The 25,404-nt window shown below is 33.2% G+C and carries 25 protein-coding genes; 8 read left to right on the top strand and 17 right to left on the bottom strand.

The features are described from left to right. Nucleotides 1-73 precede the first annotated feature (73 nt). Genes ftsZ through mraZ form a run of 13 tightly spaced genes read right to left on the bottom strand, consistent with a single transcriptional unit; the run spans nt 74 to nt 15,509 of the window. Nucleotides 74-1,918, bottom strand: a complete 1,845-nt coding sequence (gene ftsZ, locus B3M86_RS09715; RefSeq protein WP_286494801.1) for a cell division protein FtsZ — start codon at nt 1,916-1,918, stop codon at nt 74-76. Between the two features lie 55 nt (nt 1,919-1,973). Next, on the bottom strand, nt 1,974-3,425 hold the full coding sequence (gene ftsA / locus B3M86_RS09710; protein ID WP_291047152.1) for a cell division protein FtsA: 1,452 nt from the start codon (nt 3,423-3,425) through the stop codon (nt 1,974-1,976). Next, on the bottom strand, nt 3,412-4,155 hold the full coding sequence (locus B3M86_RS09705) for a cell division protein FtsQ/DivIB (protein WP_038332842.1): 744 nt from the start codon (nt 4,153-4,155) through the stop codon (nt 3,412-3,414). The genes ftsA and B3M86_RS09705 overlap by 14 nt, the downstream gene beginning before the upstream one ends. Next, entirely contained in the window at nt 4,145-5,485 is a 1,341-nt protein-coding gene (murC, locus tag B3M86_RS09700) for a UDP-N-acetylmuramate--L-alanine ligase (protein ID WP_221855345.1), read from the bottom strand. Before murC ends, B3M86_RS09705 begins: the two co-directional genes overlap by 11 nt. Further along, entirely contained in the window at nt 5,485-6,591 is a 1,107-nt protein-coding gene (gene murG / locus B3M86_RS09695; protein WP_286494790.1) for an undecaprenyldiphospho-muramoylpentapeptide beta-N-acetylglucosaminyltransferase, read from the bottom strand. Before murG ends, murC begins: the two co-directional genes overlap by 1 nt. Beyond that, complete coding sequence (locus B3M86_RS09690) at nt 6,563-7,762, bottom strand: FtsW/RodA/SpoVE family cell cycle protein (RefSeq protein ID WP_180905153.1); 1,200 nt, start codon at nt 7,760-7,762, stop codon at nt 6,563-6,565. Before B3M86_RS09690 ends, murG begins: the two co-directional genes overlap by 29 nt. A 15-nt stretch (nt 7,763-7,777) precedes the next feature. After that, the gene (murD, locus tag B3M86_RS09685; protein ID WP_291047153.1) at nt 7,778-9,112 is read right to left on the bottom strand and encodes a UDP-N-acetylmuramoyl-L-alanine--D-glutamate ligase; all 1,335 of its coding nucleotides are present in this window, start codon (nt 9,110-9,112) and stop codon (nt 7,778-7,780) included. Between the two features lie 3 nt (nt 9,113-9,115). Then, on the bottom strand, nt 9,116-10,357 hold the full coding sequence (mraY, locus tag B3M86_RS09680) for a phospho-N-acetylmuramoyl-pentapeptide-transferase (RefSeq protein WP_291047154.1): 1,242 nt from the start codon (nt 10,355-10,357) through the stop codon (nt 9,116-9,118). Nucleotides 10,358-10,360: 3 nt separating this feature from the next. Continuing rightward, nucleotides 10,361-11,824 (bottom strand): UDP-N-acetylmuramoyl-L-alanyl-D-glutamate--2,6-diaminopimelate ligase, encoded by a 1,464-nt coding sequence (locus tag B3M86_RS09675; RefSeq protein ID WP_286494794.1) that lies wholly within the window; start codon nt 11,822-11,824, stop codon nt 10,361-10,363. Next, the gene (locus tag B3M86_RS09670) at nt 11,821-13,803 is read right to left on the bottom strand and encodes a penicillin-binding protein (RefSeq protein ID WP_280049296.1); all 1,983 of its coding nucleotides are present in this window, start codon (nt 13,801-13,803) and stop codon (nt 11,821-11,823) included. The genes B3M86_RS09675 and B3M86_RS09670 overlap by 4 nt, the downstream gene beginning before the upstream one ends. Further along, nucleotides 13,781-14,140: an FtsL-like putative cell division protein gene (locus B3M86_RS09665; RefSeq protein WP_280035432.1), complete on the bottom strand. Its 360-nt coding sequence runs from the start codon at nt 14,138-14,140 to the stop codon at nt 13,781-13,783. The genes B3M86_RS09670 and B3M86_RS09665 overlap by 23 nt, the downstream gene beginning before the upstream one ends. A 9-nt stretch (nt 14,141-14,149) precedes the next feature. Then, entirely contained in the window at nt 14,150-15,055 is a 906-nt protein-coding gene (gene rsmH, locus B3M86_RS09660; RefSeq protein WP_115001750.1) for a 16S rRNA (cytosine(1402)-N(4))-methyltransferase RsmH, read from the bottom strand. Next, nucleotides 15,048-15,509, bottom strand: a complete 462-nt coding sequence (mraZ, locus tag B3M86_RS09655; RefSeq protein ID WP_038332815.1) for a division/cell wall cluster transcriptional repressor MraZ — start codon at nt 15,507-15,509, stop codon at nt 15,048-15,050. Before mraZ ends, rsmH begins: the two co-directional genes overlap by 8 nt. Before the next feature lie 262 nt (nt 15,510-15,771). On the opposite strand from mraZ, the gene B3M86_RS09650 reads away from it, so the two are divergent. Together B3M86_RS09650 and yihA are read left to right on the top strand one after the other, a co-directional pair. After that, nucleotides 15,772-16,554, top strand: coding sequence for an alpha/beta fold hydrolase (locus B3M86_RS09650; RefSeq protein WP_038332809.1), 783 nt, complete (start codon nt 15,772-15,774; stop codon nt 16,552-16,554). Nucleotides 16,555-16,556: 2 nt separating this feature from the next. Then, on the top strand, nt 16,557-17,189 hold the full coding sequence (gene yihA / locus B3M86_RS09645) for a ribosome biogenesis GTP-binding protein YihA/YsxC (RefSeq protein ID WP_084106860.1): 633 nt from the start codon (nt 16,557-16,559) through the stop codon (nt 17,187-17,189). A gap of 34 nt (nt 17,190-17,223) precedes the next feature. Here yihA and B3M86_RS09640 read toward each other — a convergent pair whose 3' ends face one another. From B3M86_RS09640 to B3M86_RS09630, 3 genes are all read right to left on the bottom strand, one after another. Next, nucleotides 17,224-17,547 (bottom strand): hypothetical protein, encoded by a 324-nt coding sequence (locus B3M86_RS09640; protein WP_038332805.1) that lies wholly within the window; start codon nt 17,545-17,547, stop codon nt 17,224-17,226. Between the two features lie 40 nt (nt 17,548-17,587). Further along, nucleotides 17,588-18,010 carry a type II 3-dehydroquinate dehydratase gene (locus B3M86_RS09635; protein WP_038332802.1) on the bottom strand — a complete coding sequence of 141 codons (423 nt, stop codon included), beginning with the start codon at nt 18,008-18,010 and terminating at the stop codon, nt 17,588-17,590. Between the two features lie 213 nt (nt 18,011-18,223). Beyond that, nucleotides 18,224-19,504, bottom strand: a complete 1,281-nt coding sequence (locus B3M86_RS09630; RefSeq protein WP_291075853.1) for a replication-associated recombination protein A — start codon at nt 19,502-19,504, stop codon at nt 18,224-18,226. A 113-nt stretch (nt 19,505-19,617) separates the two neighbouring features. Between B3M86_RS09630 and B3M86_RS09625 the strand changes: the two genes are divergently transcribed. From B3M86_RS09625 to mscL, 5 genes are all read left to right on the top strand, one after another. Beyond that, a complete protein-coding gene (locus B3M86_RS09625; RefSeq protein ID WP_115001760.1) occupies nt 19,618-20,022 on the top strand; it encodes a hypothetical protein in 405 nt (134 codons plus the stop codon). A gap of 58 nt (nt 20,023-20,080) precedes the next feature. After that, nucleotides 20,081-20,587, top strand: coding sequence for a thioredoxin family protein (locus B3M86_RS09620; protein WP_125349652.1), 507 nt, complete (start codon nt 20,081-20,083; stop codon nt 20,585-20,587). Between the two features lie 98 nt (nt 20,588-20,685). Next, nucleotides 20,686-20,919 carry a membrane protein insertion efficiency factor YidD gene (gene yidD, locus B3M86_RS09615; protein ID WP_125349653.1) on the top strand — a complete coding sequence of 78 codons (234 nt, stop codon included), beginning with the start codon at nt 20,686-20,688 and terminating at the stop codon, nt 20,917-20,919. Beyond that, nucleotides 20,919-21,812: a prolipoprotein diacylglyceryl transferase gene (lgt, locus tag B3M86_RS09610; protein WP_219034371.1), complete on the top strand. Its 894-nt coding sequence runs from the start codon at nt 20,919-20,921 to the stop codon at nt 21,810-21,812. Before yidD ends, lgt begins: the two co-directional genes overlap by 1 nt. A 34-nt stretch (nt 21,813-21,846) precedes the next feature. Beyond that, a complete protein-coding gene (mscL, locus tag B3M86_RS09605) occupies nt 21,847-22,230 on the top strand; it encodes a large conductance mechanosensitive channel protein MscL (RefSeq protein WP_180905160.1) in 384 nt (127 codons plus the stop codon). Between the two features lie 74 nt (nt 22,231-22,304). Here mscL and B3M86_RS09600 read toward each other — a convergent pair whose 3' ends face one another. Beyond that, nucleotides 22,305-24,833, bottom strand: a complete 2,529-nt coding sequence (locus B3M86_RS09600) for an outer membrane beta-barrel family protein (protein ID WP_291075849.1) — start codon at nt 24,831-24,833, stop codon at nt 22,305-22,307. Between the two features lie 236 nt (nt 24,834-25,069). Between B3M86_RS09600 and B3M86_RS09595 the strand changes: the two genes are divergently transcribed. Beyond that, entirely contained in the window at nt 25,070-25,399 is a 330-nt protein-coding gene (locus B3M86_RS09595) for a Spy/CpxP family protein refolding chaperone (protein WP_291075851.1), read from the top strand. Nucleotides 25,400-25,404 lie beyond the last annotated feature (5 nt).

Genomic DNA, 25,404 nt, shown 5'->3' with positions numbered 1-25,404 from the left:
GACAAAAAAAGGCTCATCGCAAAAGCAATGAACCTTTTCTATAATAAGAATATTTTTTACGAGTGATCGTTTATTAATCTACGTTATCATGTAGAAAATTGTTTGGACGAATTTGCGTTTCGTTGTTACGATTAGTTCCTACAGAAAAATCAGAAGATTGATTATCATTACGATCAGATAAATTCAATCCTTGACGTTTATAAGCAGGAATTGCTTCGTATTCGTCTACTTGAGAATTTGTCATCGTGTTGTTGAATTTAAAATTAAATTGTTTCAAACGATTTCTTCTTTCTTCAATCATACTATTCAATTCAGGATCATTTGATTGCTCAATTGGTTGACTAAATGGATCTATAGCAACTTGTACTTCTTCAGCTTGTGGAGCAACAGAATGAGCTACATTAGATTGAACTGGCTCTACATTTCCATATCCTTCGTTCTTTGGAGCTTGATATCCAGCATAATTATTTTGAGGATAATTTGACTGTTCTGAAGCTACAGGATTAGAATATGAATTATATGTTTGATTATTATTTACATTATTCGTTGGTTCTTGCGGACGATTAAAATCTGATTTCAAACGTGGTTCGAAATCATCATAAGAACGTCTCTCTTGCACTGGCTCATCATCAATATCATCTAAAACATAACGCTTTGGAGAATTATTTTCTTCGAAAGATTCTTCTGGCGTATTGTGATAAGTTTGTTGTTGAAAACTTTGGTTAATATCTGCTTGACGATAATTATTTTGAGGAGCCTCTGGCGTTTGATTTTGTTGAGGCGTTTGTGGTGCTTGCTGAGAAGCATTAGAACGACCAAAATCTAACGTCATTGGTTTTACACGATTCACAAAAGGTTGCTCAACTGATAACGTTTTATTAATTGGTTGTTCTTCCTCTAATGTATGTACAATTTTTTGTTCCTCTTTTCCTGTATACGCCTGATCTTCTGTAGGAAAACCAGTTGCTACAACAGTTACAGAGATAGAATCTCCTAAATCTAAGTCTTCACCAATACCCATGATAATATTTGCACTATTACCAGCTTCTTGTTGAATGTAATCATTGATGATACCGATTTCATCCATTGTAATTTCGTTATTACCAGACAAAATCAATAACAATACGTTACGTGCACCCGTAATTTTGTTGTTGTTTAACAATGGAGAATCTAAAGCAGAAGAAATTGCGTCTTTCGCTTTGTTTTCACCAGAACCTTGCGCAGATCCCATGATTGCTGTACCAGAATTTTTAAGTACTGTACGCGCATCACGTAAATCGATGTTCATTGCATAGTGTTGAGTAATAACTTCTGCAATTCCTTTAGCTGCTGTTGTTAAAACCTCATCAGCTTTCGAGAAACCATTTTTGAAACCTAAGTTTCCGTATAATTCACGTAATTTATCATTGTTGATAACAATTAATGAATCGACATTTTGTCTTAATTTTTCGATACCTTTTTCGGCTTGTTCCAACCTCATTCTTCCTTCGAAAAAGAATGGCGCTGTAACAATCCCAACTGTTAAGATATCCATTTCTTTTGCAATACCAGCAATTACTGGTGCTGCTCCGGTTCCTGTACCACCACCCATTCCGGCAGTAATAAATACCATTTTAGTACCCTCGTCTAAAACAGCTTTTACATCATCCATACTTTCGATAGCAGATTGCTCTCCTACCTCAGGATTTGCTCCAGCTCCTAAACCTTCTGTTATTGCTTGTCCTAATTGAATTCTTGTTGGTACTGGACTATTTGCTAATGCTTGAGAGTCCGTATTACAAATTACAAATTCTACACCTGCAATTCCTTGTTCAAACATGTAGTTTACGGCATTACTACCTCCACCACCTACTCCGATTACTTTGATAGCTTGAGATCGGCTCTTTGGTAAGTTGAACACAATATCTCCTGTTAACATATCACTCATATTCTTCTTATTAAATTGATTCGTAATTTATTCTAGTTTATTCTTATTATTCAGTTTCGTTGATCATTTGGATAAATTTATCCGTCCATTTCGAAAAGAAATTTTTCTTTTCTGGTTTAGATTTAGCTTCTTTCTTTTCACCAATTTCTTGATCCAAGAATTCGTCTACTACTTCTTCTCTTTTTGGTTTTTGGATAATTTCTTCCTCAACAACAATTTCAGCTTTCACAGTCTTAGTTTGTTGTGTTGGTTGAATTCCAATTTCTAATTCTTCTTGGTTATTTAAATTATTAATAACTGGTTTTTCATAAATTTCGTGCTGATAATTCGCCGCTAATTCTTCTAAACCTTTCATTAATAATCCAACAGATGTTGCATATTCTGGTCCGCTAATTTCCTCAGCTTTTGCACCAACAATATGTTCGTTAGAGTATCCAATTCTTACATCCATTCCTGTTACATATTCTGTAAGTTGACGAATGTGTTTCAATTTAGATCCACCACCTGTTAAAACGATTCCTGCAATCAATTTTTTGTTTTGATCTTCGCAACCGTAGTTTTTCAATTCCAAATATACTTGTTCCAAAATTTCCTGCACACGTGCATGAATAATTTGTGACAATCTTTTTAATGATATTTCTTTTGCTTCGCGTCCTTTTAAACCAGGAATCGATACAATTTCAGTTTCTTTATTTTCTCCTGGCCAAGCAGAACCAAATTTTTCTTTTAAAGCTTCGGCTTGCTTTCCAATAATAGAACATCCAACTTTAATGTCTTCTGTAATCACATTTCCTCCAAACGGAATAACAGATGTGTGACGAATAATATTATCCTTAAAAATTGCAATATCCGTTGTTCCACCACCTATATCAATCAATGCAACACCAGCTTCTTTCTCTTCTTCGCTAAGCGCAGCACTAGATGATGCAATTGGTTCTAAAGTAATACTTGCCAAACGTAAACCAGCAGCTTTTACACAACGTGCAATATTTCGGATGGATGAAACTTGTCCTACAACCACATGGAAATTAGCCTCTAAACGGCTTCCGTACATACCGATTGGTTCGCGGATTTCACCTTCGTTATCAACCTTAAATTCTTGAGGAAGAACATGGATAATTTCTTCTCCAGGTAACATGACCAATTTGTAAACTTGATTTGTTAATAACTTTAAATCATTATCATCAATCACGTCTTCTGAATTGGTACGAGTAATGTAATCGCTATGTTGTAAACTACGAATATGTTGTCCGGCAATACCAACAGTAACATCAGTAATTTTGACACCAGATGATCTTTCAGCCTTATCAATTGCCTCTTTTATCGAGTTAATGGTTTGTGTAATATTATTTACAACACCTCTGTGTACACCTAAGCTTTTTGCTTGTCCGTGTCCAAGAATTTCGATTTTTCCGTTCTCATTTTTTCGTCCGACAAGCGCTACAATCTTTGTAGTCCCTATGTCTAAGCCAACTGCAATCTTACTATTGTTCTCCATTTTTTATTCGTTTGGTTGCTACAACTTGGTTTACAAATTTCAAGCTCAATTTTTCATAATCTTCAGTTCCTATAAAATCAATGTATTGATTATAGAATAATTTTAGATTATGTAACTTCTGTTCAAAGTTGTTTAAAGTTCCTAATTCTATATAATAGTTTCCTGTGTTTACAATTAAATTAAAAGAACGTTGTCCCACTTTTTGAATGGCTATGATGTGATTTTTTAATAAATCGTCAGCTTTCAAAGCTTGAACAAATTTACTCAAATCTTCATATTCATTCGGTTTTACATCACCAGAAACTAAAATTACATCCGCTGAATTTAATTTAGATAAAGGCATTTTTCCGCCTTTTGTTGTCAAATAAAATTCATTTTTCAGCGTCTTTATTCTTGCTACTGCTGAGTTTGCTTTTATGTCAAGTCGTAAATGTCCGTTGATATCTTTACTGACTTGTACAGAATCCACAAAAGGACTCTCACTTACTTTTTGTTCGATTTCTTTTACATTCACCTCTCGTAGAGATTGTTTCAGAATGTCTTTTCCATCTTTGTTGATAATTTCTCTTATCGATTCATCATTAATAAAATAATTATCAACTGGCTGAACAAACGCCACGTCAATTTTTTTCACAGTACGCGAAGCATTCTTAATTACCGTAAAACTAATCAAACCGATTAGCAAGGCAACTCCAAAAATCACTTTTATGATTTTCAATTTACGCTTCACTTAACCACTCTTTTATTGGTTTAACAATTGTATCAATATTTCCTGCTCCAACAGTCAATAATACATCAAAATCTTGTTTTTTGATGTTTGCTAAACTATCTTCTAATGAAGATACTATTTTTTCATTTAAATTCACCTTTTCTAGCAACCAATTTGAAGTAATTCCTTCGATTGGTAACTCTCTGGCAGGATAAATGTCTAATAAAATCAAACTATCTAACTGCGATAAACTTTGTCCAAACTCTTCTGCGAAATCTCTTGTACGTGTAAATAAGTGAGGCTGAAATACTCCCAACACTTTTTTACCCGGATAAAGTTCACGAACTGAACGAATTGCTGCATTCAATTCTGTTGGATGATGTGCATAATCGTCGATGTAAATTTTTCCATTTGCTTCGAAACGATTAAAACGTCTTTTAACTCCAACAAAAGTTGATAAAGCTTCTTTAATTTTATCATGAGGAACACCCATATAATCTGCAACAGCCAAAGCCGCAACCGCATTTTCCATATTGTGATGGCCTGGTAATAAAATTCCAACGTCTGTCAATGAACCGTTTGGCGTTTTTACATCAAACACATAATGTCCATCAATAATTCTTACATTGTGTCCATCATAATCTGCGTCCAAATCTACTCCATACGTAAAAGCTCCTTCGAAAGGCAAACCTTTGTGAACAAATAATTTTTCTTCCACAATTGCCGCAAATTCTTGAAACGATTTTTTCACTTCATCACGCTCACCATAAATATCCAAATGATCTGCATCATCACTTGTGATAATCGCTAATTTTGGAGAAAGACGTAAGAAAGAACGGTCAAACTCATCGGCTTCTGCAACTGTATATTTAGATCCATTTAAGATGATATTCGAATCGTAATTTTCTGCAATACCACCTAAAAAAGCTGTACATTCTACATTCGCAACTTTTAGGATATGTCCTAAAATAGATGAAGTCGTTGTTTTTCCATGTGTTCCCGCAACACCAATATTGTATGTATGTTTGGTAATTTCACCTAACACTTCTGAACGTTTCATGACTTTAAAATCATTCACTAAAAAATAATTTAGTTCTGAATGATCTTTTGGTACTGCTGGCGTATAAATTACCAACGTATTTTTTGGATTAATTCCTGCTGGAATTAACTCGATGTTATCTTCAAAATGAATATCAATTCCTTCAGCAATCAATTCAGTTGTTAACTCGGTTTGTGTTTTGTCATAACCTACAACTTCTTTTCCGATTGACTTGAAGAAACGTTCCAAAGCACTCATTCCGATTCCTCCTGCACCGATGAAATAATAATATGTTTTATCTAAAATATTCATTATAATAAATTCAATAATATATCTACAATCTTTTTTGTTGCGTACGGTTTCCCTAATTGCTTAATGTTTTGAGATAATTTATTTTTTAATTCTTCATTATTCGCCAAAGCAATTACTTCTTTGACTAAAATTTGTTTTGCATCTGCATCTTTCACCATGATCGCTGCATCCTTTTCAACCAATGCTTGTGCATTTTTGGTTTGATGATCTTCTGCCGCTGTTGGCAATGGAAGCAAAATAGTTGCTTTTCCTACAATACACAATTCCGAAATCGCCATTGCTCCTGCACGAGAAACAATCATATCCGAAGCTGCATAAGCATCTTTCATGTTGAAAATAAATTCGGTTACATGAATCGTTGGATATTTATCGCCAACCAAATTTTTGATTTTTTGATAATCTAACTTTCCTGTTTGCCAAATCAATTGAACGCCACTTGCAACAAATTCGTCAAGGTTTTCTAACCAAGCATTGTTCATTGCTCTTGATCCTTGTGAACCACCAACTGATAAAATAGTTGGTTTTTCTGGATCTAATCCAAAAGCTGAAATTGCTTCTGCTTTTGAAGGTAAATTTTGAAAAATTTCGGCACGAATAGGATTTCCTGTGTAATGCACTTTTTCTTGCGGAAACTGAGAAATTCCTTCGTAAGCTGTACAAATAGCACTAGCTTTATTTTTCAAAATTTTGTTGGTAACTCCTGGAAACGAATTCTGTTCTTGTAATAAAATCGGAACATTTTTACTTCCCGCTACCCACAACATTGGTCCACTTGCATAACCTCCTGTACCAACAGCTAAATCTGGCTGAAAATCTTTGTAGATTTTCTTTGCAAGATTTAAACTTTTTATCAATTTGAAAGGGAACTTTAAATTCGCTTTCATGTTACTTCTATCAAATCCAGAAATTGGTAAACCTTTTATGTCATACCCAACTTTTGGCACTTTTTCCATTTCCATTCTTCCTTCTGCTCCAACGAACAAAATTTGTGCATCTGGCAAACGACGTTTTATTTCGTCTGCAATTGCAATGGCTGGATAAATATGTCCACCTGTTCCTCCGCCGCTTATTAAAACTTTAGGCGATGTCTTCGATGTATTCTTCACTTAATACTTTTCTATCTTGTTCTAATTCTTCTTGCGATTTAATCTGAGTACTTACACTCAAAATTATTCCGAACGAAATACATGTCATCCAAATGGATGTTCCTCCGTAACTAATCATTGGCAATGGTTGCCCTGTTACAGGAATTAAATTAACCGCTACCGCCATGTTTACCATCGCTTGTATAATAATTGGTAAGCCCACTGCAAATACAAGTAGCGTACCAAAAACGGTATGAATTTTAGATGCGATGATACAAATCCGTATTAAAATCAGAAGGAAAATTCCGATTAATAGAATTGCACCAATTGCACCATATTCTTCTACAATAATCGCGAAGATAAAATCGGATGATGACTGCGGTAAAGTTTGTTTGAAAACACTTTTTCCTGGTCCAGCCATTTCATTCAATCCTCTCGCAATTGCAGCTTTTGCGTGTAAAACTTGATAACTTTCTAATCCAGAATCGTCATTAAATTTCTCGATACGTGACATCCATGTGTGCACACGAGAATTTGTTACTAAATCTGGTCGAGATAAAGCCATCCACACGAATCCGCCACCGAGTATTAAACCTACTCCGGCAATTGTAAATAAATATTTGAATGGAAATCCACCAATAATCAACAATATTCCGCACATTCCAGCTAACATCAACGCTGTTGAACCATTAGAAGGAAAGATTAATCCTACAATTACAATAATTGGTAAGAATAATGGAACTGCTGTATTTTTCCATGTATATTCTTTGTCTCTATTTTTTGTTAAATAACGAGCTATATAAATCAACAACGCTTGCGAAGCAATCATCGAAGGCTGAATACCAATTCCAGTCCCTGGAATAGTTAACCAACGCGCAGCATTTGCACCTCCAATGGTTTGTCCTTGTACGAGTGTTATTGCCAAAACTCCAGAAAGTATAACAACCGCTGTTAAAGCAAACAAACCAAACCAACGATAATCAATACGTTGTAATCCATAAATGATAAATAAACCAATTAATAAAATCACAGCGTGCTTACCTAAATGCCCAAAAATAGTTCCCGATCCTACCGTATACACCAAGTTAGAACTTGCAGAATAAACAGGTAAGAACGAAAATAGTGCTAACAATAAAATGAAAGCCCAAAGCGGTTTATCGCCTTTAAAATATTTTTGTACGATGTTAGACATTGGTTGGTTATGTTATTATAATTTGCGTACGTTTTCTTTAAATTGATCTCCACGATCTTCGTAACCTTTGAACAAATCGAAACTTGCACAAGCTGGTGACAGAAGAACCGTTTCTCCTTTTGTTGCTAATTTATATGATTGTTCTACACAATCTTTCATTGTATTTGTTTCAACAATTGTATCGATATATGGACTGAAAAAATCAACAATTTTTGCGTTATCAACACCTAAACAAACAATTGCTTTCACTTTCTTTTTCACGAAAGGTAAAACTTCGTTGTAATCGTTTCCTTTATCAGTTCCTCCAACAATCCAAACAACTGGTTTCGTCATACTTTCCAAAGCAAAATATGTTGCATTCACATTTGTTGCTTTAGAATCGTTGATAAAATCTATTCCTCCAATTGTCAAAACAGGCTCTAAACGATGTTCAACCGATTTAAAATCAGACAAACTCTTTTTTAGTTCCTCATTATTGATATCAATAATTTTTGCAGCTACAGCCGCAGCCAATGAATTAGAAACATTGTGTTTACCAATTAATCCTAAATCATTCACTAACATTGTAAAATCACCATTCGAATCGTTCACACGGAACAATTCATTGTTTGCGTATGCTTCATTTGTTGCATCCATCATTGTGAACGGTTTGCGATGAGCTCGAATATCAATCTTATCAATCATCTCCATTGTTTTTGGATCATCCAAATTGTAGATAAAATAATCGTTTTCATCTTGGTTTTCAGTAATTCTGAATTTAGCCTTTGCATACAAATCAAACTGATAATTGTATTGGTCTAAATGATCTGGTGTAATGTTCAGTAAAATTGCAACATACGGTTTGAAATCTATTTTGATATCATCTAACTGAAAACTACTTACTTCTAGTACATAATAATCGAAGTTATCTTCAGCTACAGATTTTGCAAAACTTTTTCCGATGTTGCCACCTAATCCTACATTTAATCCAGCTTGCTTTAGGATATGGAACATCAAACTTGTTGTTGTTGTTTTTCCATTAGATCCTGTAATCGCAATAATTTTTGCATCTGTATAACGAGACGCAAATTCAATTTCAGAAATAATTGAAATTCCTTTCGCTTCTAATTTCTGAATTAGCGCTGATTTTTTTGGAATACCTGGACTTTTCATTACTTCATCGGCATTCAGAATTAATTCTTCTGTGTGCTGACCTTCTTCATAAGCAATTCCGTGCTCCTCCAAAAGTTGTTTATACTTGTCTTTTATTTGTCCCATGTCCGAAAGAAAAACATCAAAGTTTTCTTTCTTCGCAAGAATAGCTGTTCCTACGCCACTTTCTCCTCCTCCTAAAACGACTAATCTTTTCATTTTTTATCTAATCTTTAAGGTAATAATACTAATTACCGCTAAAATGATTCCGATGATAATTGCACGCACCACGATTTTACTTTCATGATAACCTAACTTCTGAAAATGGTGATGTAGAGGAGACATTAAAAAGATTCTACGACCTTCACCAAATTTCTTTTTCGTGTACTTGAAATAAGACACCTGTAACATTACTGATAAACTTTCTGCGAAAAATATTCCACACAAAATTGGTAATAATAATTCTTTACGAACGATAATTGCTAAAACAGCAATAATTCCTCCGATTGTTAAACTTCCTGTATCTCCCATGAACACTTGAGCTGGATAGGTATTATACCAAATAAATCCGATCAAACCTCCAAGGAAAGCTCCACAGAAAATCAAGACTTCTTCTGAACGCGGAATAAACATAATGTTCAAATAATCGGCGAACATTAAATTTCCGGAAACGAAAACAAACATCGAGATTGCCGCCATAATCACAGCCGAACTACCTGCTGCTAAACCGTCGATTCCATCTGTTAAATTTGCTCCATTCGATACTGCTGTAATGATAAAAATTACCGCAAAAATAAAAATCGCTGCAACTGCCCATGTTGGTCGATCTTGCGCATCCATCCAAAACAAAATATCAGAATAGTTGAATTCATTTCCTTTTACAAAAGGCATTGTCGTTTCTAATGTTTTTTCTTCTGGACCAAATTTTATTTGTCGGTTGTATTCTGTTTGTTCTATTCCTACAGCTGTTTTTACTCTATTTTCTTGATGTTTTACAGTAACTGTTGGACTGAAATAAAGCATTAATCCAACTACAACTCCAAGACCAACTTGTCCTAAAATTTTAAATTTACCTTGTAAACCTTCTTTGTTTTTTCTAAAAACTTTGATGTAATCGTCTAAAAAACCAATCACACCTAACCAAATTGTTGAAACCAACAAAATAATAATGTAAATATTATCTAATCTCGCAAAAAGTAAAGTCGGAATTAATGTCGCCAAAATGATGATTAAACCACCCATTGTTGGCGTTCCAGCTTTTTCGACTTGCCCTTTTAAACCTAAATCACGAACAATTTCGCCCATTTGTTCTTTACGTAAATAACTGATGATTCGTTTTCCGTAAAACAAACTGATGAACATTGCCAATAAAATTGCCATTCCCGCACGGAAAGACGTGTATTGAAACATACGCGCTCCAGGAAAATGAATACCTTCTAAATAATCAAATAAATAGTATAACATTCTTTATTTGTTCAATATTTTACTCAATTCTGATGCAACTTCTACATCAGAAAAATGTGTTCTTACTCCGTTAATTTCTTGATACGTCTCGTGACCTTTTCCCGCTATTAAAATAATATCTTTTGGTTCGGCCATTTTAAGTGCTGTTTTTATAGCTTCTTTTCGATCTGTAATCTTCAAGGTGCGATTATAAAATTGTGCTTTTACACCAACTTCCATCTCACGAAGAATTTCTTCTGGATCTTCTGTTCTTGGATTATCTGATGTAAAAATGGCAAGATTAGATTTTTCGCTCGCGATATCCGCCATTTCAGGACGTTTTGTTTTATCACGATCTCCACCGCAACCTACAACTGTTATTAATTTTTCATTTTTGGTACGAATTCCTTCTATTGTATCCAATACATTTTCTAACGCATCAGGCGTATGTGCATAATCTACGATTACGATAATTCCTGATTCTGTTTTGAATGTTTGAAAACGACCATCAACATTTCCAAGTGTGCTCAACGCTTTTAGAACTTCTAATTCATCTTGTCCTAAAATTGACGCTACACCAAAAACTAATAATAAATTATATGCATTGAATTGACCAATTAATGATGTCCAGAATTCTTTTCCATTGAATTCTAATTGCATTCCATCAAATTGGTGTTCAATAATTTTTCCTTTAAAATCTGCATCAGTTTTTAGCGCATACAATTTTTTCGTAGCAACTGTATTCTGAAGCATTACTTTTCCGTTTTTATCATCTGCATTCGAAATTGCCGTAGACGTTTTTGGCAAATCGTCGAAGAATTTCTTTTTTGCTGCAAGATAATTTGCAAACGTTTTGTGATAATCTAAATGATCGTGTGTGATATTCGTAAATCCAGCCACTTCAAAATGCAAACCAGCAATTCTATTTTGATGAATTCCGTGCGAAGAAACTTCCATAAAAGCAAATTCGCATCCTCTATCTACCGCTTCGCGAAACATTTTGTTCAATGTCAAAATATCTGGCGTTGTATGGGTAGACGGAATCACTTCACCATCAATCACAATTTTAATCGTCGAAATTAATGCACAAGCATAACCTAATTTTGTAAACAATTCGTACAACAAAGTTGTCGTTGTTGTTTTTCCATTCGTACCTGTAACTCCAACAAGTTTTAAATCTTTTGTTGGATTTCCATAAAAGTTAGAAGCTAAAATTCCTAATGCAATCGTTGAATTTTCAACTTTCACATACGTTATTCCATCAACTAAATTTTCTGGCAAAACTTCGCAAACAATTGCTTTAGCACCTAAACCAATCGCTTTTTCTATATACTGATGACCGTCAACTGTAACTCCATTTACAGCAACAAAAACATCATCGTTTGATACTTTTCTTGAATCAAATTGAATATTATTGACTTCAACTTTTGTTGAACCAATCGTTTCTGAGATGGAAACTTTATATAATACATCAACTAAATTTCTCATCCTTCCAACATTAAATAAATTGTCTCACCCTTCTTAAATCTTGTTCCCGCAGGAATGGATTGATTTGTTACTTTTCCAAACCCTGAATATTGTACATCTAACCCTAAATTTTCTAATACCGGAATTGCTTTAGATCCTGTATGACCAGTCACATTTGGCACTATATTTTTAGAATTACTAACATTAATATCATCTCCTTTTTTAAACTCTTTCACCGCGTTCTTTTTTACTAAATCGCGTGGCAAAGGTATGGGAGTTTTTGAATATACCCAATCGGCAATTTTCTTAAAAACCGGAGCAGTTACACTACCTCCATAAAACCCTTTGGCTGTATTTGGCTTGTGCACAACAACAATACAAGAATACTTTGGTTTTTCTGCTGGAAAATATCCTGCGAATGATGCACGATATTGCATTCCTTTACCGTCTCGCTTCCAATAATCAACACGAGCAGTACCTGTTTTACCAGCAATATCGTAATTACTATTACTAATAATACGTCCCGTTCCTTGTTCTACTGCTCCTCGAAGCATTTCTTGCATTTGTTTTACATTTTCCAAAGAAGTTAATTGATCAACCAAAACAACTGGTTCGAAAATTTTATCAGGTTCACCTTTACGTGTGATTTTATCCATAAATAATGGTTTCAACATTTTACCATTATTTGCCACTGCGTTGTAGAAAGTCACAATTTGAATTGGAGTTAACTGTAAACCATATCCATAACCCATTACAGGTAACGTAATATTACTCCAAGATTTACTATCTGGACGGTGCATAATTGGACTTCCTTCTCCAAGAATATCAACTCCAAGAGGCGAAGTCATATGCCATTTATCCATTTTTTTGAAGAAAGCTTTTGGATTTTCTCCGTAATATTTATTTATAATTTTAGCTGTACCAATGTTAGACGATTTTTTCATCACGCCATCTACAGTCAATGTTCCGTATCCGTGTGTATCTGTAATCGTACGACCATAGAATTTATAACTTCCACCTCCCGTTTCTACTGTCGAGTTTTTATTAATAAAACCATCATCCATTGCTGCAAGCAACGAAACTGTTTTGAAAGTAGATCCTGGTTCTGCAGCTTCACCAACCGCATAATTATAATCGTCTATATATGTTCCATCTTTTTTACGAGATAAATTCACAATTGCACGAACTTTCCCTGTCTGAACTTCCATCACGACTACACTTCCGTGTTGCGCCTCAAATTCAGAAAGTTGTTTGTACAAAGCATCGTAAGCAACCATTTGTAAATCGGCATCTATTGTTGTGTAAACTGATGAACCCGCTTGGGGCTCTTGCTCCCAACTTTTCATTGGTTTCCATTTTCCACGTCCCATAAATTGCTCCCAACGACGACCTTCAATACCGCTTAATAAGTCAGAATAAGCTCCTTCTAACCCAACTTTTCCGCGTTGATCATCGTAACCAATTGTACGAACACCAATATCTTGAACAATTAACTCTCGTTTTGACTCAGTTTCATGAATAAATCCACCTTTGTTTTGACCTTTGTTGAAGATTGGAAATTTTTTGATGCGTTGATATTGCTCATAATCCAAATCTTTCACCAACATCATGTAACGATTTTTCTTTTTACGTTCTGTAGAAAATTTGTCGTAAAAATAAGAGGGAGATTTTGTAAACATCTTACCTAAAGAATCGGCAAGATTGTGCATTTCTGTTTTGAATAATTCATCTTTGATCACCGTCAAATCCACATAAACATTGTGTTTTGTAACAGTTGTAGCCATTAATGCACCATTAGAAGCATATAAATTACCACGCTCCGCCGTAACGGTATCTAATCTAAAATTATTCTTTTCAGCAAAACGCTCTAATTCAACCCCTTCTACAATATTAATTCGAAACATAAAAACAACAATAAAGATGGCCCAAATCGCAAGTGCGCCGGCAAATACCCATCCTTTGATGACAATATTGTTTTTATTTTTCGCTGACTTCGTCATAAACTTTGTCTACTATATAATAAGGTTGTTTATCTGGAATTTTCAAACCATACACTGCTGTACGCTCCAAAATTTCCGTTTCTAATTGCATACGCATCAAATCGCGATGCTTATCTGTATATTGAGATTTTAAATCTTCTACTTTATCTTGCAACTCAGCGATTCGAACCACTTTTCGATCAACTAAATGCGAACTCGAAATACTCAAAAAAGCCAAACCTACCAGATACAACATAAACTTCCAGTTTTGTTCTGAGCCAGTTTTGATTAAAAACTCACCTCTCAACAAACCTATAAAAGTTTTTTTCTCTGGTAATATTTTTTTCTTTTTTGCCATTCCTATTTCTTAATCCTCATTACGAACCGCAATACGCATTTTCGCACTACGCGCTCTTGGATTTTCATTAATTTCTTCTTGCGTTGGCACAATCACCTTTGATTGTAAAGGTTTGAAAGGCGCCGACCAATTTCCAAAAACATCACGTTCTGGTTCTCCTTCAAACATTCCGTTTTTCATGTAGCGTTTTGTTAAGCGATCTTCTAACGAATGATACGAAATAATCACCAAGCGTCCACCTGGTTTTATCACTTCTCCACATTGCGTCAACATCTCTTTCAATGCAGCCATTTCATCATTTGCTTCGATACGTAAAGCCTGAAACATTTGAGCGAAAAATTTATTTTCTTTCATTTTTGGAATGAATGAAAAAATTTGCTTCAACTCATCAATTGTATTGATTTGTTTATCCGCTCTTGCTTTCACAACTTCTCTTGCCAAACGATACGAACCTTGCAGTTCTCCATAATCATAAAAAACACGCGCAAGATCTTCTTCTTCGTATTCGTTAATAATTGTTTTGGCAGATAATTTTGCATTCTGATTCATTCGCATATCCAACTCTCCATCAAAGCGAGTTGAAAAACCACGTTCTGGCGTATCAAACTGATGAGAAGAAACTCCCAAATCACCCAAAACACCATCAACTTGTTTTATTGCACGAAATCTTAAATTATTTTTCAAGAATCTAAAATTTTGTTCAACTAACTCAAATCGATCATCATCAATTTTATTGCGAACCGCATCTACATCTTGATCAAATGAAAATAATTTCCCATTTTTATCCAAACGACTTAATATTTCACGTGAGTGTCCTCCACCCCCGAACGTACAATCTACATATATACCTGATTCGTTAATAATTAACGCATCAACACTATCTTTTAATAATACCGGATTATGATATTCACTCATCTTCTCCTAAATTTCCCATTACATCTTCTGCCAAAGAAGCAAAATCTAAATCGTCTACATTAATCGACTCTTCATATTTGTCTTTATCCCAAATCTCGATCATGTTTACAGAAGAATTCAGAACAACTTCTTTATTAATTTCTGCAAATTTCACTAAATCTTTTGAAATCTGTAGCCTTCCATTTGCATCAACTTCGACAATTTTTAATCCAGCCGTAAAAATTCTAATAAAATCATTGTTTTTCTTCACAAATCGATTCAATTTATTCAAATCATTCATCACTTTTTCCCATTCTTTCATTGGATGCAGCTCTAAACAATTTTGAAACACAGATCTTTTCAACACAAAGCCATCTTCCAAACATTCAGCAAGTTGTTTCTTCAAACCCGCTGGTATTGGGAGCCTACCCTTTGTATCTACCTTACACTCATATGTTCCAATTAATGAATTCATGATAGAATTTTTCCAAAAATAAATAAAATATTACCACAAATTACCATTTTTTACCACTTTTATTGAAATAGTTATCAACAATTTAAAATTTAGTATCAGATAGTTATGTTTTTTCTAACGCTAACCCCATGTATAAAATGAGAAATAATGTTTATATAGACCTTGTTTTGATAAGTGATTAATATGGATTGTTAAAGTTTTTCATATAAACCACGAAATAAAAAATATAATTAATTAAATTTGTCGACTTAATATCGAGTAAATGTTTTTTAGCTTAAAGAAAAAAGATAAGTTCTCTTACATAGAAGAAGGAGAAGGACAACCAATTGTTTTGCTTCATGGATTAATGGGTGAACTTAGCAATTTCAGCTCACTTACAAATTATTATGCACAAAGAGGATATAAGGTTTTCGCACCAGAATTGCCATTATATTCTTTATCTGTCATCAATACTAATATCAAAAATATTGCAAAACATGTTGCAAATTTTATTGAAGAAGTCGTTAAAGAACCAGCTATTTTAGTTGGAAATTCTTTAGGAGGACATATTGGTTTGATGGTTTGTCACAGACATCCAGAATATGTAAAAGCACTTTGTTTAACAGGAAGTTCTGGTTTGTACGAAAAATCTTTTGGAGAAACTTATCCAAAACGTGGTAATTACGAATATGTAGAACGTAAAACGCGCGAAGTTTTTTACGATCCTGCTATCGCTACAAAAGAAATTGTAGATGATGTTTTTGACACTGTAAATGACAGAAATAAAGCTATCAAAACTTTATATATCGCAAGAGACGCGATCAAATCTAACATGAAAGATGATTTAAAAGACATCAAAATGCCTGTTTGTTTGATTTGGGGAAAACAAGATAATGTAACTCCACCAGAAGTTGCAATAGAATTTGAAGAAGAATTACCAGACGCTTCTTTATTTTGGATTGATAAATGTGGGCACGCTCCAATGATGGAACACCCTGAATTATTCAACGAAATTTTATACAAATGGCTAATCGAAAAACAATTAGATCCAGCCACTAAAGCATAATTATGATTAAAAAAGCTGAATTCGTAAAAAGTTCGCAAAAATATACAGATTGTCCAGATCCTTTCAAACCAGAATACGCATTTATTGGGCGTTCTAATGTTGGAAAATCATCATTAATCAATATGTTAGCAGATAAAAAAGCATTAGCTAAAACTTCTGCAACTCCAGGTAAAACTCAATTGATTAATACATTCGAAATGGACGATACTTGGTATTTAGCCGATTTACCTGGTTATGGTTTTGCTAAAGCACCAAAAGGTGTTCGTGGTGGTTTCAATAAAATGATTTATGATTACATTGAGTTTCGTAAAAACTTGGTCAATGTTTTTTTATTGATTGATTCTCGACACACGCCTCAAAAAATAGATTTACAGTTTATGGAATGGTTAGGAAACAAACAAATTCCGTTTGCGATTGTGTTTACAAAATTAGACAAACTAACGAGTACACAAATGCAAAAAAACTTGAATCACTACAAAAACGAGTTATTAAAAACTTGGGAAGAATTACCAAAAATATTTACAAGTTCGGCTTCGAGTAAAATTGGTAAATTAGAAATCTTAGGCTACATTGATAGTTTGAACGAACATCTTGTAGACGAGTTTAAGAAAGAACAATACAAAAAAGAATATTAAAAAAGTCGGAACATAGTTCCGACTTTTTTGTTTATTACTCTCCTAATTCAGCAGATTTTGTTTTCAAATCATTGATACAAGGTTCTATTAATTTCATTAATCGTTCTTGTAATTCAGGTGTTGGATTATTCATTTGCATCATTTCTGTATATGTAAATTCATCCATCATTTTATCTGTCGAACAGTCACAATATTTTGTAATCAGCTCTTTTTTAGCCGCAGATATCCCTGGTGTTATTGCCGCTTGTTCACAAGCCGTCATTGCCTGAGCTTTTTGCTCTGTATTGTTTTTATCAGCTTTCGAATTACAGCTAATAATGGTTAATCCAAAGATTAATCCTAAAATAATTTTATCCATAGGTAATAGATTTTAATCTTGTTAAGATAATGATTATTAATTATTTCACAAAATTATTCACAGCTTCAACATAACCTGGTAAACCTTTTCCTGAAATAATTTTTAGACAACTTTCACCTGTTACACTATTTTTTCTGAAATCTTCGCGCGCATAAATATCCGAAATATGAACTTCTATCACTTTAGTCGTAATCGCTTTTATCGCATCTGCAATCGCATACGAATAATGCGTATACGCACCAGCATTCAAGATAATTCCGTCATATTTAAAACCAATTTCGTGCAATTTATCAATAATATCTCCTTCGTGATTTGATTGAAAATAATGCAACGAAACTTCTGGAAATTGCTTTCTCAATTCATTTTCAAAAAAATCTTCGAAAGTTTGTGTTCCATAAATCTCTGGTTCGCGAACGCCAAGTAAATTTAAATTAGGTCCGTTTATAATTTGTATTTGTTTCATTTTCTTTATTTTATAAATATAAATTCCTTTTTTAAATCGAAAAACTTTAATTTTTTCTTTTTTTTAATCAATTTTTTACTTTTTATTAAGTTTTGGCACAAACCTTGTATATATACAATCACCAACCTATTATCATATAAAACCAATCTAAACCAAAAAAATCAACCAAACCTTAAAATCTCAGTTAAACTTGATTAACTGAGATTTTTATTTTTAGTATCCATACTTACCTTTCCACTTTTGATTCAGCGATTGTTTATCCACTTGTTCTCGCTTATTATTTCCTGGCTCATAAAAAGTCGTCCCCGAAATTTCATTTGGTAAAAATTCTTGTTCAGCAAAATTTCCTGGAAAATCGTGCGAATATTTATATTCTTTTCCATAATCCAAATCTTTCATCAACTTAGTTGGTGCATTTCGTAAATGCAACGGAACAGGTAAATCCCCTGTTTGTTTCACAACTTGTTGCGCTTTACCAATCGCTAAATAAGTTGCATTACTTTTTGGAGAATTTGCTAAATAAACCGCACATTGACTCAATAAAATACGAGATTCTGGATAACCAATCACCGAAACAGCTTGAAATGTATTATTCGCCAAAATCATCGCTGTTGGATTTGCATTTCCCACATCTTCGGAAGCTGAAATCAACATTCTTCGCGCAATAAATTTCAAATCTTCACCACCTTCAATCATTCGAGCTAACCAATAAACCGCTCCATTTGGATCTGAACCACGAATCGATTTGATAAAAGCTGAAATAATATCATAATGTTGTTCACCCGTTTTATCATAACGCGCTAAATTTTGCTGAATACGTTCATGCACAATTTCATCGTTGATGATGATTTTATCAGTTGGAGAAAAACTATTAATTACCAACTCCAAACCATTCAATAATTTTCTTGCATCACCGCCCGAATATCTTAATAATGCATTTGTTTCAACTAATTCAATATTTAATTTAGATAAAATTGCATCTTTTTTTATAGCTCGTTCAATTAAATCAACTAAATCTTCTTTTTCAAGATGTTTTAACACATAAACTTGTGCACGCGAAAGCAAAGCTGGAACAACTTCGAAACTTGGATTTTCGGTTGTCGCTCCAATCAAAGTCACCAAACCAGTTTCTACCGCACCCAACAAACTATCTTGCTGCGATTTATTGAAACGATGAATTTCATCTATAAATAAAATCGGATTTTTCGTTCCCGAAAACAAATTTTGATTCTTTGCTTTTTCAATTACTTCACGCACTTCTTTCACACCAGAATTTATGGCGCTCAACGTATAAAATGGTCGATCAGTTAATTCGGAAATCAATTGAGCTAGTGTCGTTTTTCCTGTCCCTGGCGGTCCCCAAAAAATCATCGAAGCAATCATATCATGTTGCAACATCATTTTTATTGGTCCGTTTTCGCCCACCAAATGCTTTTGATTAATGTATTCTTCAAGCGTTTTTGGACGCATTCTTTCAGCTAAAGGCGCATTCATAAAATCTTGTTTAGATTTCAAAGTTAGGGAATGTTTTGTCAAAATGAATGATTTTTTGGGCGACATATTTTGGCATTTAGATTTATTTTCTTTGTGTTAGAATAAAAATTAAAATGATGAAGAAAGCGTTAGAATGTGCTTTAATTTTAACAAGAAAGCACCAACTTTTGGGTGATAAAATTGCTTTATCAACTGATTATTTGAAAAAGATTGAACTAAAAGATAAACAATCAGAAATCAATAAACAAATGATTGAGTTTTTGGTCGAATTGCAAGAATTTGTAGAATTTATCAGAGTAAATCAAGAACTTAGATTGATGTATGTTGAATTGGTGAATTATTATTTCACACAAATTCATCATCAAATTAATTTTTATGAAATAGAATTGGACCGTTTAGAATTTGAATCAAAATTCTCAATCAATATGATTAATCAATTTAATCAAAACGAAAAAAATAATGAAATAAATTCTGTTCAAGAAAAACTAAATTTATATTACACGATTATTAATTCGTAGAAAAACGTTTTCGGCATAATTTTTTATTGTAAATTCGACTTAATATTTAGAATTTGAAATGAAAAAATTAACTATGTTTTTTAGCTTAATGATTTTATCGTTAAGTTTTGCATTTGGTCAACAAACTGAAAAACCAAAAATTTATAGCGAAGAAGCAAATCCGAAAGTAGATATTGCGAATGCGGTGCAAAAAGCTTCTGCTGAAAAGAAACACGTTTTATTGCAAATTGGAGGTAATTGGTGTGCTTGGTGTGTGATGTTTGATAAATTGACAAAAGAAAATCAAGAAGTAAAAGATTATATTGCGAATAATTATGAAGTGGTTCATGTAAATTATTCTCCAAAAAATAAAAACGAAGAAACGTTAGCTGCATTGAAACACCCAGAGCGTTTTGGATTTCCTGTTTTTGTAATTTTAGATGAGAAAGGAAATTTAATTCACACACAAAACTCAGCTTATCTTGAAAGCAAAGAAGTGAAAGGACATGATCCGAAAGTTGTGTTAGAGTTTTTACAAAACTGGTCTTACAAAGCATTAGATCCAGCGAGTTATACTAAAAAATAATATGCGTTAAGCACGTATCGTATAGAGAATCAATCAGCAAAAGCATAAACTTTTTAGATTGATTCTTTTTTATTTCGGTTATTGATTAACTTTGTGAGATGAACAAAATTTTGGTTACACCATTTATTCTGTTGGTAAGATTTTATCAATTAGCGATTTCTCCTTGGATGGGAAGCAATTGTAGATATCAACCAACTTGCTCTTCTTATATGATAGAGGCGCTAAAAGAACATGGTTTGCTAAAAGGTTTGTGGCTCGGAACAAAAAGAATTGGTCGCTGTCATCCTTGGGGAGGACATGGATACGACCCTGTACCTAAAAAGAAAAATTAATGATTAACTTAATTTCGTTTATCGATTGGAATCCAAAACCTTATTTATTTGAAATAGCAGGATTCAAAGTACATATTTACAGTTTATGTTGGATAGTTGCCTTTGTAGTAGGCTGGTATTTGATGTCAAATATTTTCAAGAAAGAAAATCAGAAAAAAGAATTACTTGACCCTTTATTCCTTTACACATTTATTGGAGCAATTGTAGGTGCAAGACTCGGAGAATATATTTTTTATGATCCTGCTGCGTTTATTGAACGACCAATCGAAGTTTTCTTACCTGTACAACACTCACCAGGACAAAGTGCTTTCTTTGGATTATTACAAGATTACGAATTTGTAGGATTTAGTGGACTTGCAAGTCACGGAGCTGCATTAGGTGTAATTTTAACTTCCTATTTATTTAGTAGAAAATATTTGCATCGTAATGTATTGTGGTTGTTAGACCGTATTGCTGTTGTTGTTCCTTTTGGTGGAGCTGCGGTTCGAATTGGAAATTTTTACAACTCAGAAATTGTAGGAAAAGCATCAGAATTACCTTGGGCAGTAAAATTTCATCAACAAAGTTTGGGATATGGAGAAGTAATTCCTCGTCATCCAGCTCAAATTTATGAAGCGATTGGATATGTTATCTTAGGAATTATTATGCTTTATATGTACAACAAAACAGATAAGACAAAATATTTGGGAGCTTTGTTAGGCATATTCTTATTTTTATTATTTTTAATACGATTTGTTGTTGAGTTCTATAAAGAAAATCAAGGAGAAGAAGCAGTTGCTCAAATGTTGAATATAGGATTAAACAATGGTCAAATCTTAAGTATTCCTTTTATGTTAATCGGTTTATACTTATTTATCTCTTCTAAAAATAGATTAGATATCAATCAACCTTAGAATTATTATAAACTTAGAAATAAATTATAGACTTATGGGATTTTTTAAAGAATTTAAAGAGTTTGCAGTAAAAGGTAACGTAGTAGATTTAGCTGTCGGTGTAGTTATCGGTGGTGCCTTTGGTAAAATTGTTACTTCTTTAGTTGAAGATATCATTACGCCAGCCATTTTAAATCCAGCTTTGAAAGCTATTAATGCTGAAAATTTAGCTGCATTAGTAATACCAGGGACTGCAATTAAATATGGTAGCTTTTTAGCTGCTGCTATTTCTTTTATAGTTGTTGCATTTGCTTTATTCGTAATGATTAAAGGAATTAACAAATTGAAAAAAGAAGCTCCTGCTGAAGAACCAGTTCCTGCAGGACCTACACAAGAAGAATTATTGGCTGAAATTCGTGATTTGTTAAAAAACAAATAATTCGTTTTCATTCAAAATGATAAAAAAATGGATCGCAATTGCGATCCATTTTTTTATCGATTATTTTCAAACTCTTAAGAAGCTGCTTGCATTTGCATTTCTTCTCCACCTCCCATTTCTTCTCCATCTGGGCGTTGTTCTTTATTCTTTTCTCTTTCGTTTGTTTTCTTAAAACGATATGTAAACGATAAGTTAATTGAACGTTTCATCCAACGCATACTTTCGTAATTAGTGTAATCTGCTCCATAAGTAGTAGACTCTCTTTTTCTTGAGTTGAACACGTCACGAATATTTAAAGATAATGTAGCTTGTTTCTTGAACAAATCTTTTGATAAAGAGAAATCCATTGACAAATTATCTTCAATTTTTTGTTGAGCGGTTTTCATGCTTCCCATATAATTTCCAGCAACCTGAATTTTGAAATCTGCAGGTAATATAAAGTTAGAAGACAAACGTCCACGAGAACTAAATCCGTCTCCAGAGAAATCTTGCGTATCTACTTTTGTACTTTCTACTCCTGTTACAGGATCTTTTACAACGTTTGTTTCTTCGTAGAAACCTGTTCTATTGTATCCAAATAAATTTACATTGAACATCAAACTCCACCATTTAGCTGGTTTGTAAGTCGCTGTTAAATCTAAACCATAACGATCTTCATCACCAATGTTGATTGGTTTTGTAATAAATACTTCATCTCCGTTATCGTTATAATTTTTACGTTGAAACTGATTAATCATATCAGTTGTTCTTTGGTAAAATAAACTTGGCGTTACCATCAACTTTCCTACAGTTGTGATATAAGCTAACTCGTATGAATTTGTATAAGTAGGATTAAGATCTGGATTACCATTTCTTACATTTCTATCATCTGTTGCAGAAAAGAAAGGCATTAACATGAATCCCATTGGACGACGAACACGACGAGAATAACTTAATTGTAATTCGTTTTTCTCAGTAAACTTATAATTCAATGTTAATGTTGGGAATAAATCTGTATATTTTTTTGAAATATTTTCTCCGCTTGTGTAGTTTTTGATTTTCATATCAGAACTCTCTAAACGTAAACCTGCGAAGTATTGAAATTTTTCTCCAATTGCGTTTCCATATTGTGTATAAGCTGCAAATACATTTTGTTGATTATCTACATTTGCAAAGAATCTACTATCTTCTTCATAATCTCCAGCGTCAGTTAAAAAGAATGTTCTGTTATTAGTTTTCGTATCGCTAAAATCTGCACGAGCACCTAATTCAAATTTTCCTTTTTCTCCAATTGGACGAACATAATCTGCTGTCAACACTACATTTTTCTGATCTTCTAAATTATCAGTAATACGATTTGTAATTTCATCTACATAGTTACCTGTAGTTTTGTCTAATACTTTTGTTAAACCATTAACAAAACCATCTTCGTCTTCTTTTTGAGACGAAAAACGTCCTGTGAATGCAAATTCATGACCTTTTTTATCAAACTCGTGTTTATAATTAAAATCTAAATCAAAGTTATTTTCAATTTCTTTCTCTTTCTGAAGATTATATTCATTCTTCAAGAAAGTCATTGCATTATCAAAGTAATTATAATCAACTAAAGCATTGTTATTTCCATTATTGTAACGATAACCTGCAGATAAACCCATTGTATTTTTATCATCTAAATAATATTCTCCACCCAAACGAATGTTGTAATTTCTACGAATTCTATTATTATCTCGGTTTGTAGATCTATATTGTTTTACAACATCTGTTCCTTCATTATAACTTGTCATAAAAGCAGAACCTTCACCTTCTCTATCCATATAACGAGAACCTAAAGTTGTAAAAATGTTATATTTTTTTGTTTTATAATTCAAGTTTACATTTCCTCCAACCATTTTAGGAATTCCTCCATTCAAGGTTACAGAACCATTAAAACCTGTATTAGAACCTTTTTTCAATACAATATTGATGATCCCCGCAGAACCTGAAGCTTCGTAACGAGCAGAAGGGTTTGTTACCAATTCAATACGTTCTACATTTTCGGCTGGAATATTTTTTAAAGCTTCCGCTACATCAGAAACACCCAACATTCCCGAAGGTTTTCCATCAATCAAGAATTTTACATTATCATTTCCTCTCAACGAAACATTTCCTTCTGCATCAACAGAAACCGATGGTACATTTGCTAAAGCATCAGACAATGTTTGACCTTGCGACATTGGATCATTCGCCATATCATACACTTTTTTGTCCAATTCTACTTTATAAATTGGCTTTTCCGCTGTTACAACTGCTGCTCCTAACGAAACTGTTTGCGTCGTTTTTACAGTAAAAGTACCTAGATCTAATGCAGATTCTAAATTAATCTGTTTTTCTATTACATCGTATCCCAATGGCTCAATCACAAGAACATATTGCCCAGCCTTTGCTTCTACTGTAAATTCTCCTTTTGCATCCGTTGCCGCTTCTGCCACAACTCCATCTTCCGAGCTTTCAAGCGATATTGTAGTGTATTCTACAGGTTTGTTTTCACTTGATAAGACTTTCCCTTTAATTTTTAAAAGCTCTTGCGCATTCAATCCTGCACAAACACAAATAAAAATCAAAGCAAATAAACTTCTTAACCTCATTTGTTTAATTTTTCGTTTTGTAGTTTTATAATTTTACAACTTGTTTGACAATCCTTTTTGGAAAAGGTTTAATCGATTTCAAAAATAATTTAAAAAATATTGGTCGATTATTCATCACAAATGTTACATCTTTTAAAAGATTTCATCATAACCGAAAAATTTTAACATTTATCGTTTTAAACCTTTTTAATTTTTTGAAGTCTTAAGAATAAATAAAACAAAAAAAGTTGATAATTATGAGAACAGCATTTTATAAATATGTAGGATTAGGATTAATTGCTTTCACTTTAACAACTGCTTCAGCGCAAGACAGAAATGAAGGATCGAGAGAGCAGAAATTACAACAATTAAAAAAAGATTTGAACTTGACAGATGCTCAAGTCATCAAAATCAAACAAATTGAGGACAGCTACAAAGACGAAAAAATTGAATTGAAAAAGAAAATGAAAGAAGTTCGTCAAAAGGAGTTTAATGAAATCAATGCTGTTTTTACGCCAGAACAAAAAGCAACATTGAAGGAATTGCACGCCAAAAAACATCAAAATAAAAAAAGGACTGTCTCTTAAAGTGT

This window comes from Empedobacter sp. UBA6305, from assembly GCF_002440405.1.
Lineage (GTDB): Bacteria > Bacteroidota > Bacteroidia > Flavobacteriales > Weeksellaceae > Empedobacter > Empedobacter falsenii_B.
The sequence above is the reverse complement of the archived record's forward strand: the minus strand, read 5'-3'. Positions and strand labels throughout refer to the sequence as shown.

What these genes read in the sequence shown, in the direction of transcription:
- ftsZ (WP_286494801.1), bottom strand. Translation starts at nt 1,918, where the DNA reads ATGTTAACAGGAGATATTGTGTTCAACTTACCAAAGAGCCGATCTCAA.
- ftsA (WP_291047152.1), bottom strand. Translation starts at nt 3,425, where the DNA reads ATGGAGAACAATAGTAAGATTGCAGTTGGCTTAGACATAGGGACTACA.
- murC (WP_221855345.1), bottom strand. Translation starts at nt 5,485, where the DNA reads ATGAATATTTTAGATAAAACATATTATTATTTCATCGGTGCAGGAGGA.
- B3M86_RS09690 (WP_180905153.1), bottom strand. Translation starts at nt 7,762, where the DNA reads ATGTCTAACATCGTACAAAAATATTTTAAAGGCGATAAACCGCTTTGG.
- murD (WP_291047153.1), bottom strand. Translation starts at nt 9,112, where the DNA reads ATGAAAAGATTAGTCGTTTTAGGAGGAGGAGAAAGTGGCGTAGGAACA.
- mraY (WP_291047154.1), bottom strand. Translation starts at nt 10,357, where the DNA reads ATGTTATACTATTTATTTGATTATTTAGAAGGTATTCATTTTCCTGGA.
- B3M86_RS09675 (WP_286494794.1), bottom strand. Translation starts at nt 11,824, where the DNA reads ATGAGAAATTTAGTTGATGTATTATATAAAGTTTCCATCTCAGAAACG.
- B3M86_RS09670 (WP_280049296.1), bottom strand. Translation starts at nt 13,803, where the DNA reads ATGACGAAGTCAGCGAAAAATAAAAACAATATTGTCATCAAAGGATGG.
- B3M86_RS09665 (WP_280035432.1), bottom strand. Translation starts at nt 14,140, where the DNA reads ATGGCAAAAAAGAAAAAAATATTACCAGAGAAAAAAACTTTTATAGGT.
- rsmH (WP_115001750.1), bottom strand. Translation starts at nt 15,055, where the DNA reads ATGAGTGAATATCATAATCCGGTATTATTAAAAGATAGTGTTGATGCG.
- mraZ (WP_038332815.1), bottom strand. Translation starts at nt 15,509, where the DNA reads ATGAATTCATTAATTGGAACATATGAGTGTAAGGTAGATACAAAGGGT.
- B3M86_RS09650 (WP_038332809.1), top strand. Translation starts at nt 15,772, where the DNA reads ATGTTTTTTAGCTTAAAGAAAAAAGATAAGTTCTCTTACATAGAAGAA.
- yihA (WP_084106860.1), top strand. Translation starts at nt 16,557, where the DNA reads ATGATTAAAAAAGCTGAATTCGTAAAAAGTTCGCAAAAATATACAGAT.
- B3M86_RS09640 (WP_038332805.1), bottom strand. Translation starts at nt 17,547, where the DNA reads ATGGATAAAATTATTTTAGGATTAATCTTTGGATTAACCATTATTAGC.
- B3M86_RS09635 (WP_038332802.1), bottom strand. Translation starts at nt 18,010, where the DNA reads ATGAAACAAATACAAATTATAAACGGACCTAATTTAAATTTACTTGGC.
- B3M86_RS09630 (WP_291075853.1), bottom strand. Translation starts at nt 19,504, where the DNA reads ATGAATGCGCCTTTAGCTGAAAGAATGCGTCCAAAAACGCTTGAAGAA.
- B3M86_RS09625 (WP_115001760.1), top strand. Translation starts at nt 19,618, where the DNA reads ATGATGAAGAAAGCGTTAGAATGTGCTTTAATTTTAACAAGAAAGCAC.
- B3M86_RS09620 (WP_125349652.1), top strand. Translation starts at nt 20,081, where the DNA reads ATGAAAAAATTAACTATGTTTTTTAGCTTAATGATTTTATCGTTAAGT.
- yidD (WP_125349653.1), top strand. Translation starts at nt 20,686, where the DNA reads ATGAACAAAATTTTGGTTACACCATTTATTCTGTTGGTAAGATTTTAT.
- lgt (WP_219034371.1), top strand. Translation starts at nt 20,919, where the DNA reads ATGATTAACTTAATTTCGTTTATCGATTGGAATCCAAAACCTTATTTA.
- mscL (WP_180905160.1), top strand. Translation starts at nt 21,847, where the DNA reads ATGGGATTTTTTAAAGAATTTAAAGAGTTTGCAGTAAAAGGTAACGTA.
- B3M86_RS09600 (WP_291075849.1), bottom strand. Translation starts at nt 24,833, where the DNA reads ATGAGGTTAAGAAGTTTATTTGCTTTGATTTTTATTTGTGTTTGTGCA.
- B3M86_RS09595 (WP_291075851.1), top strand. Translation starts at nt 25,070, where the DNA reads ATGAGAACAGCATTTTATAAATATGTAGGATTAGGATTAATTGCTTTC.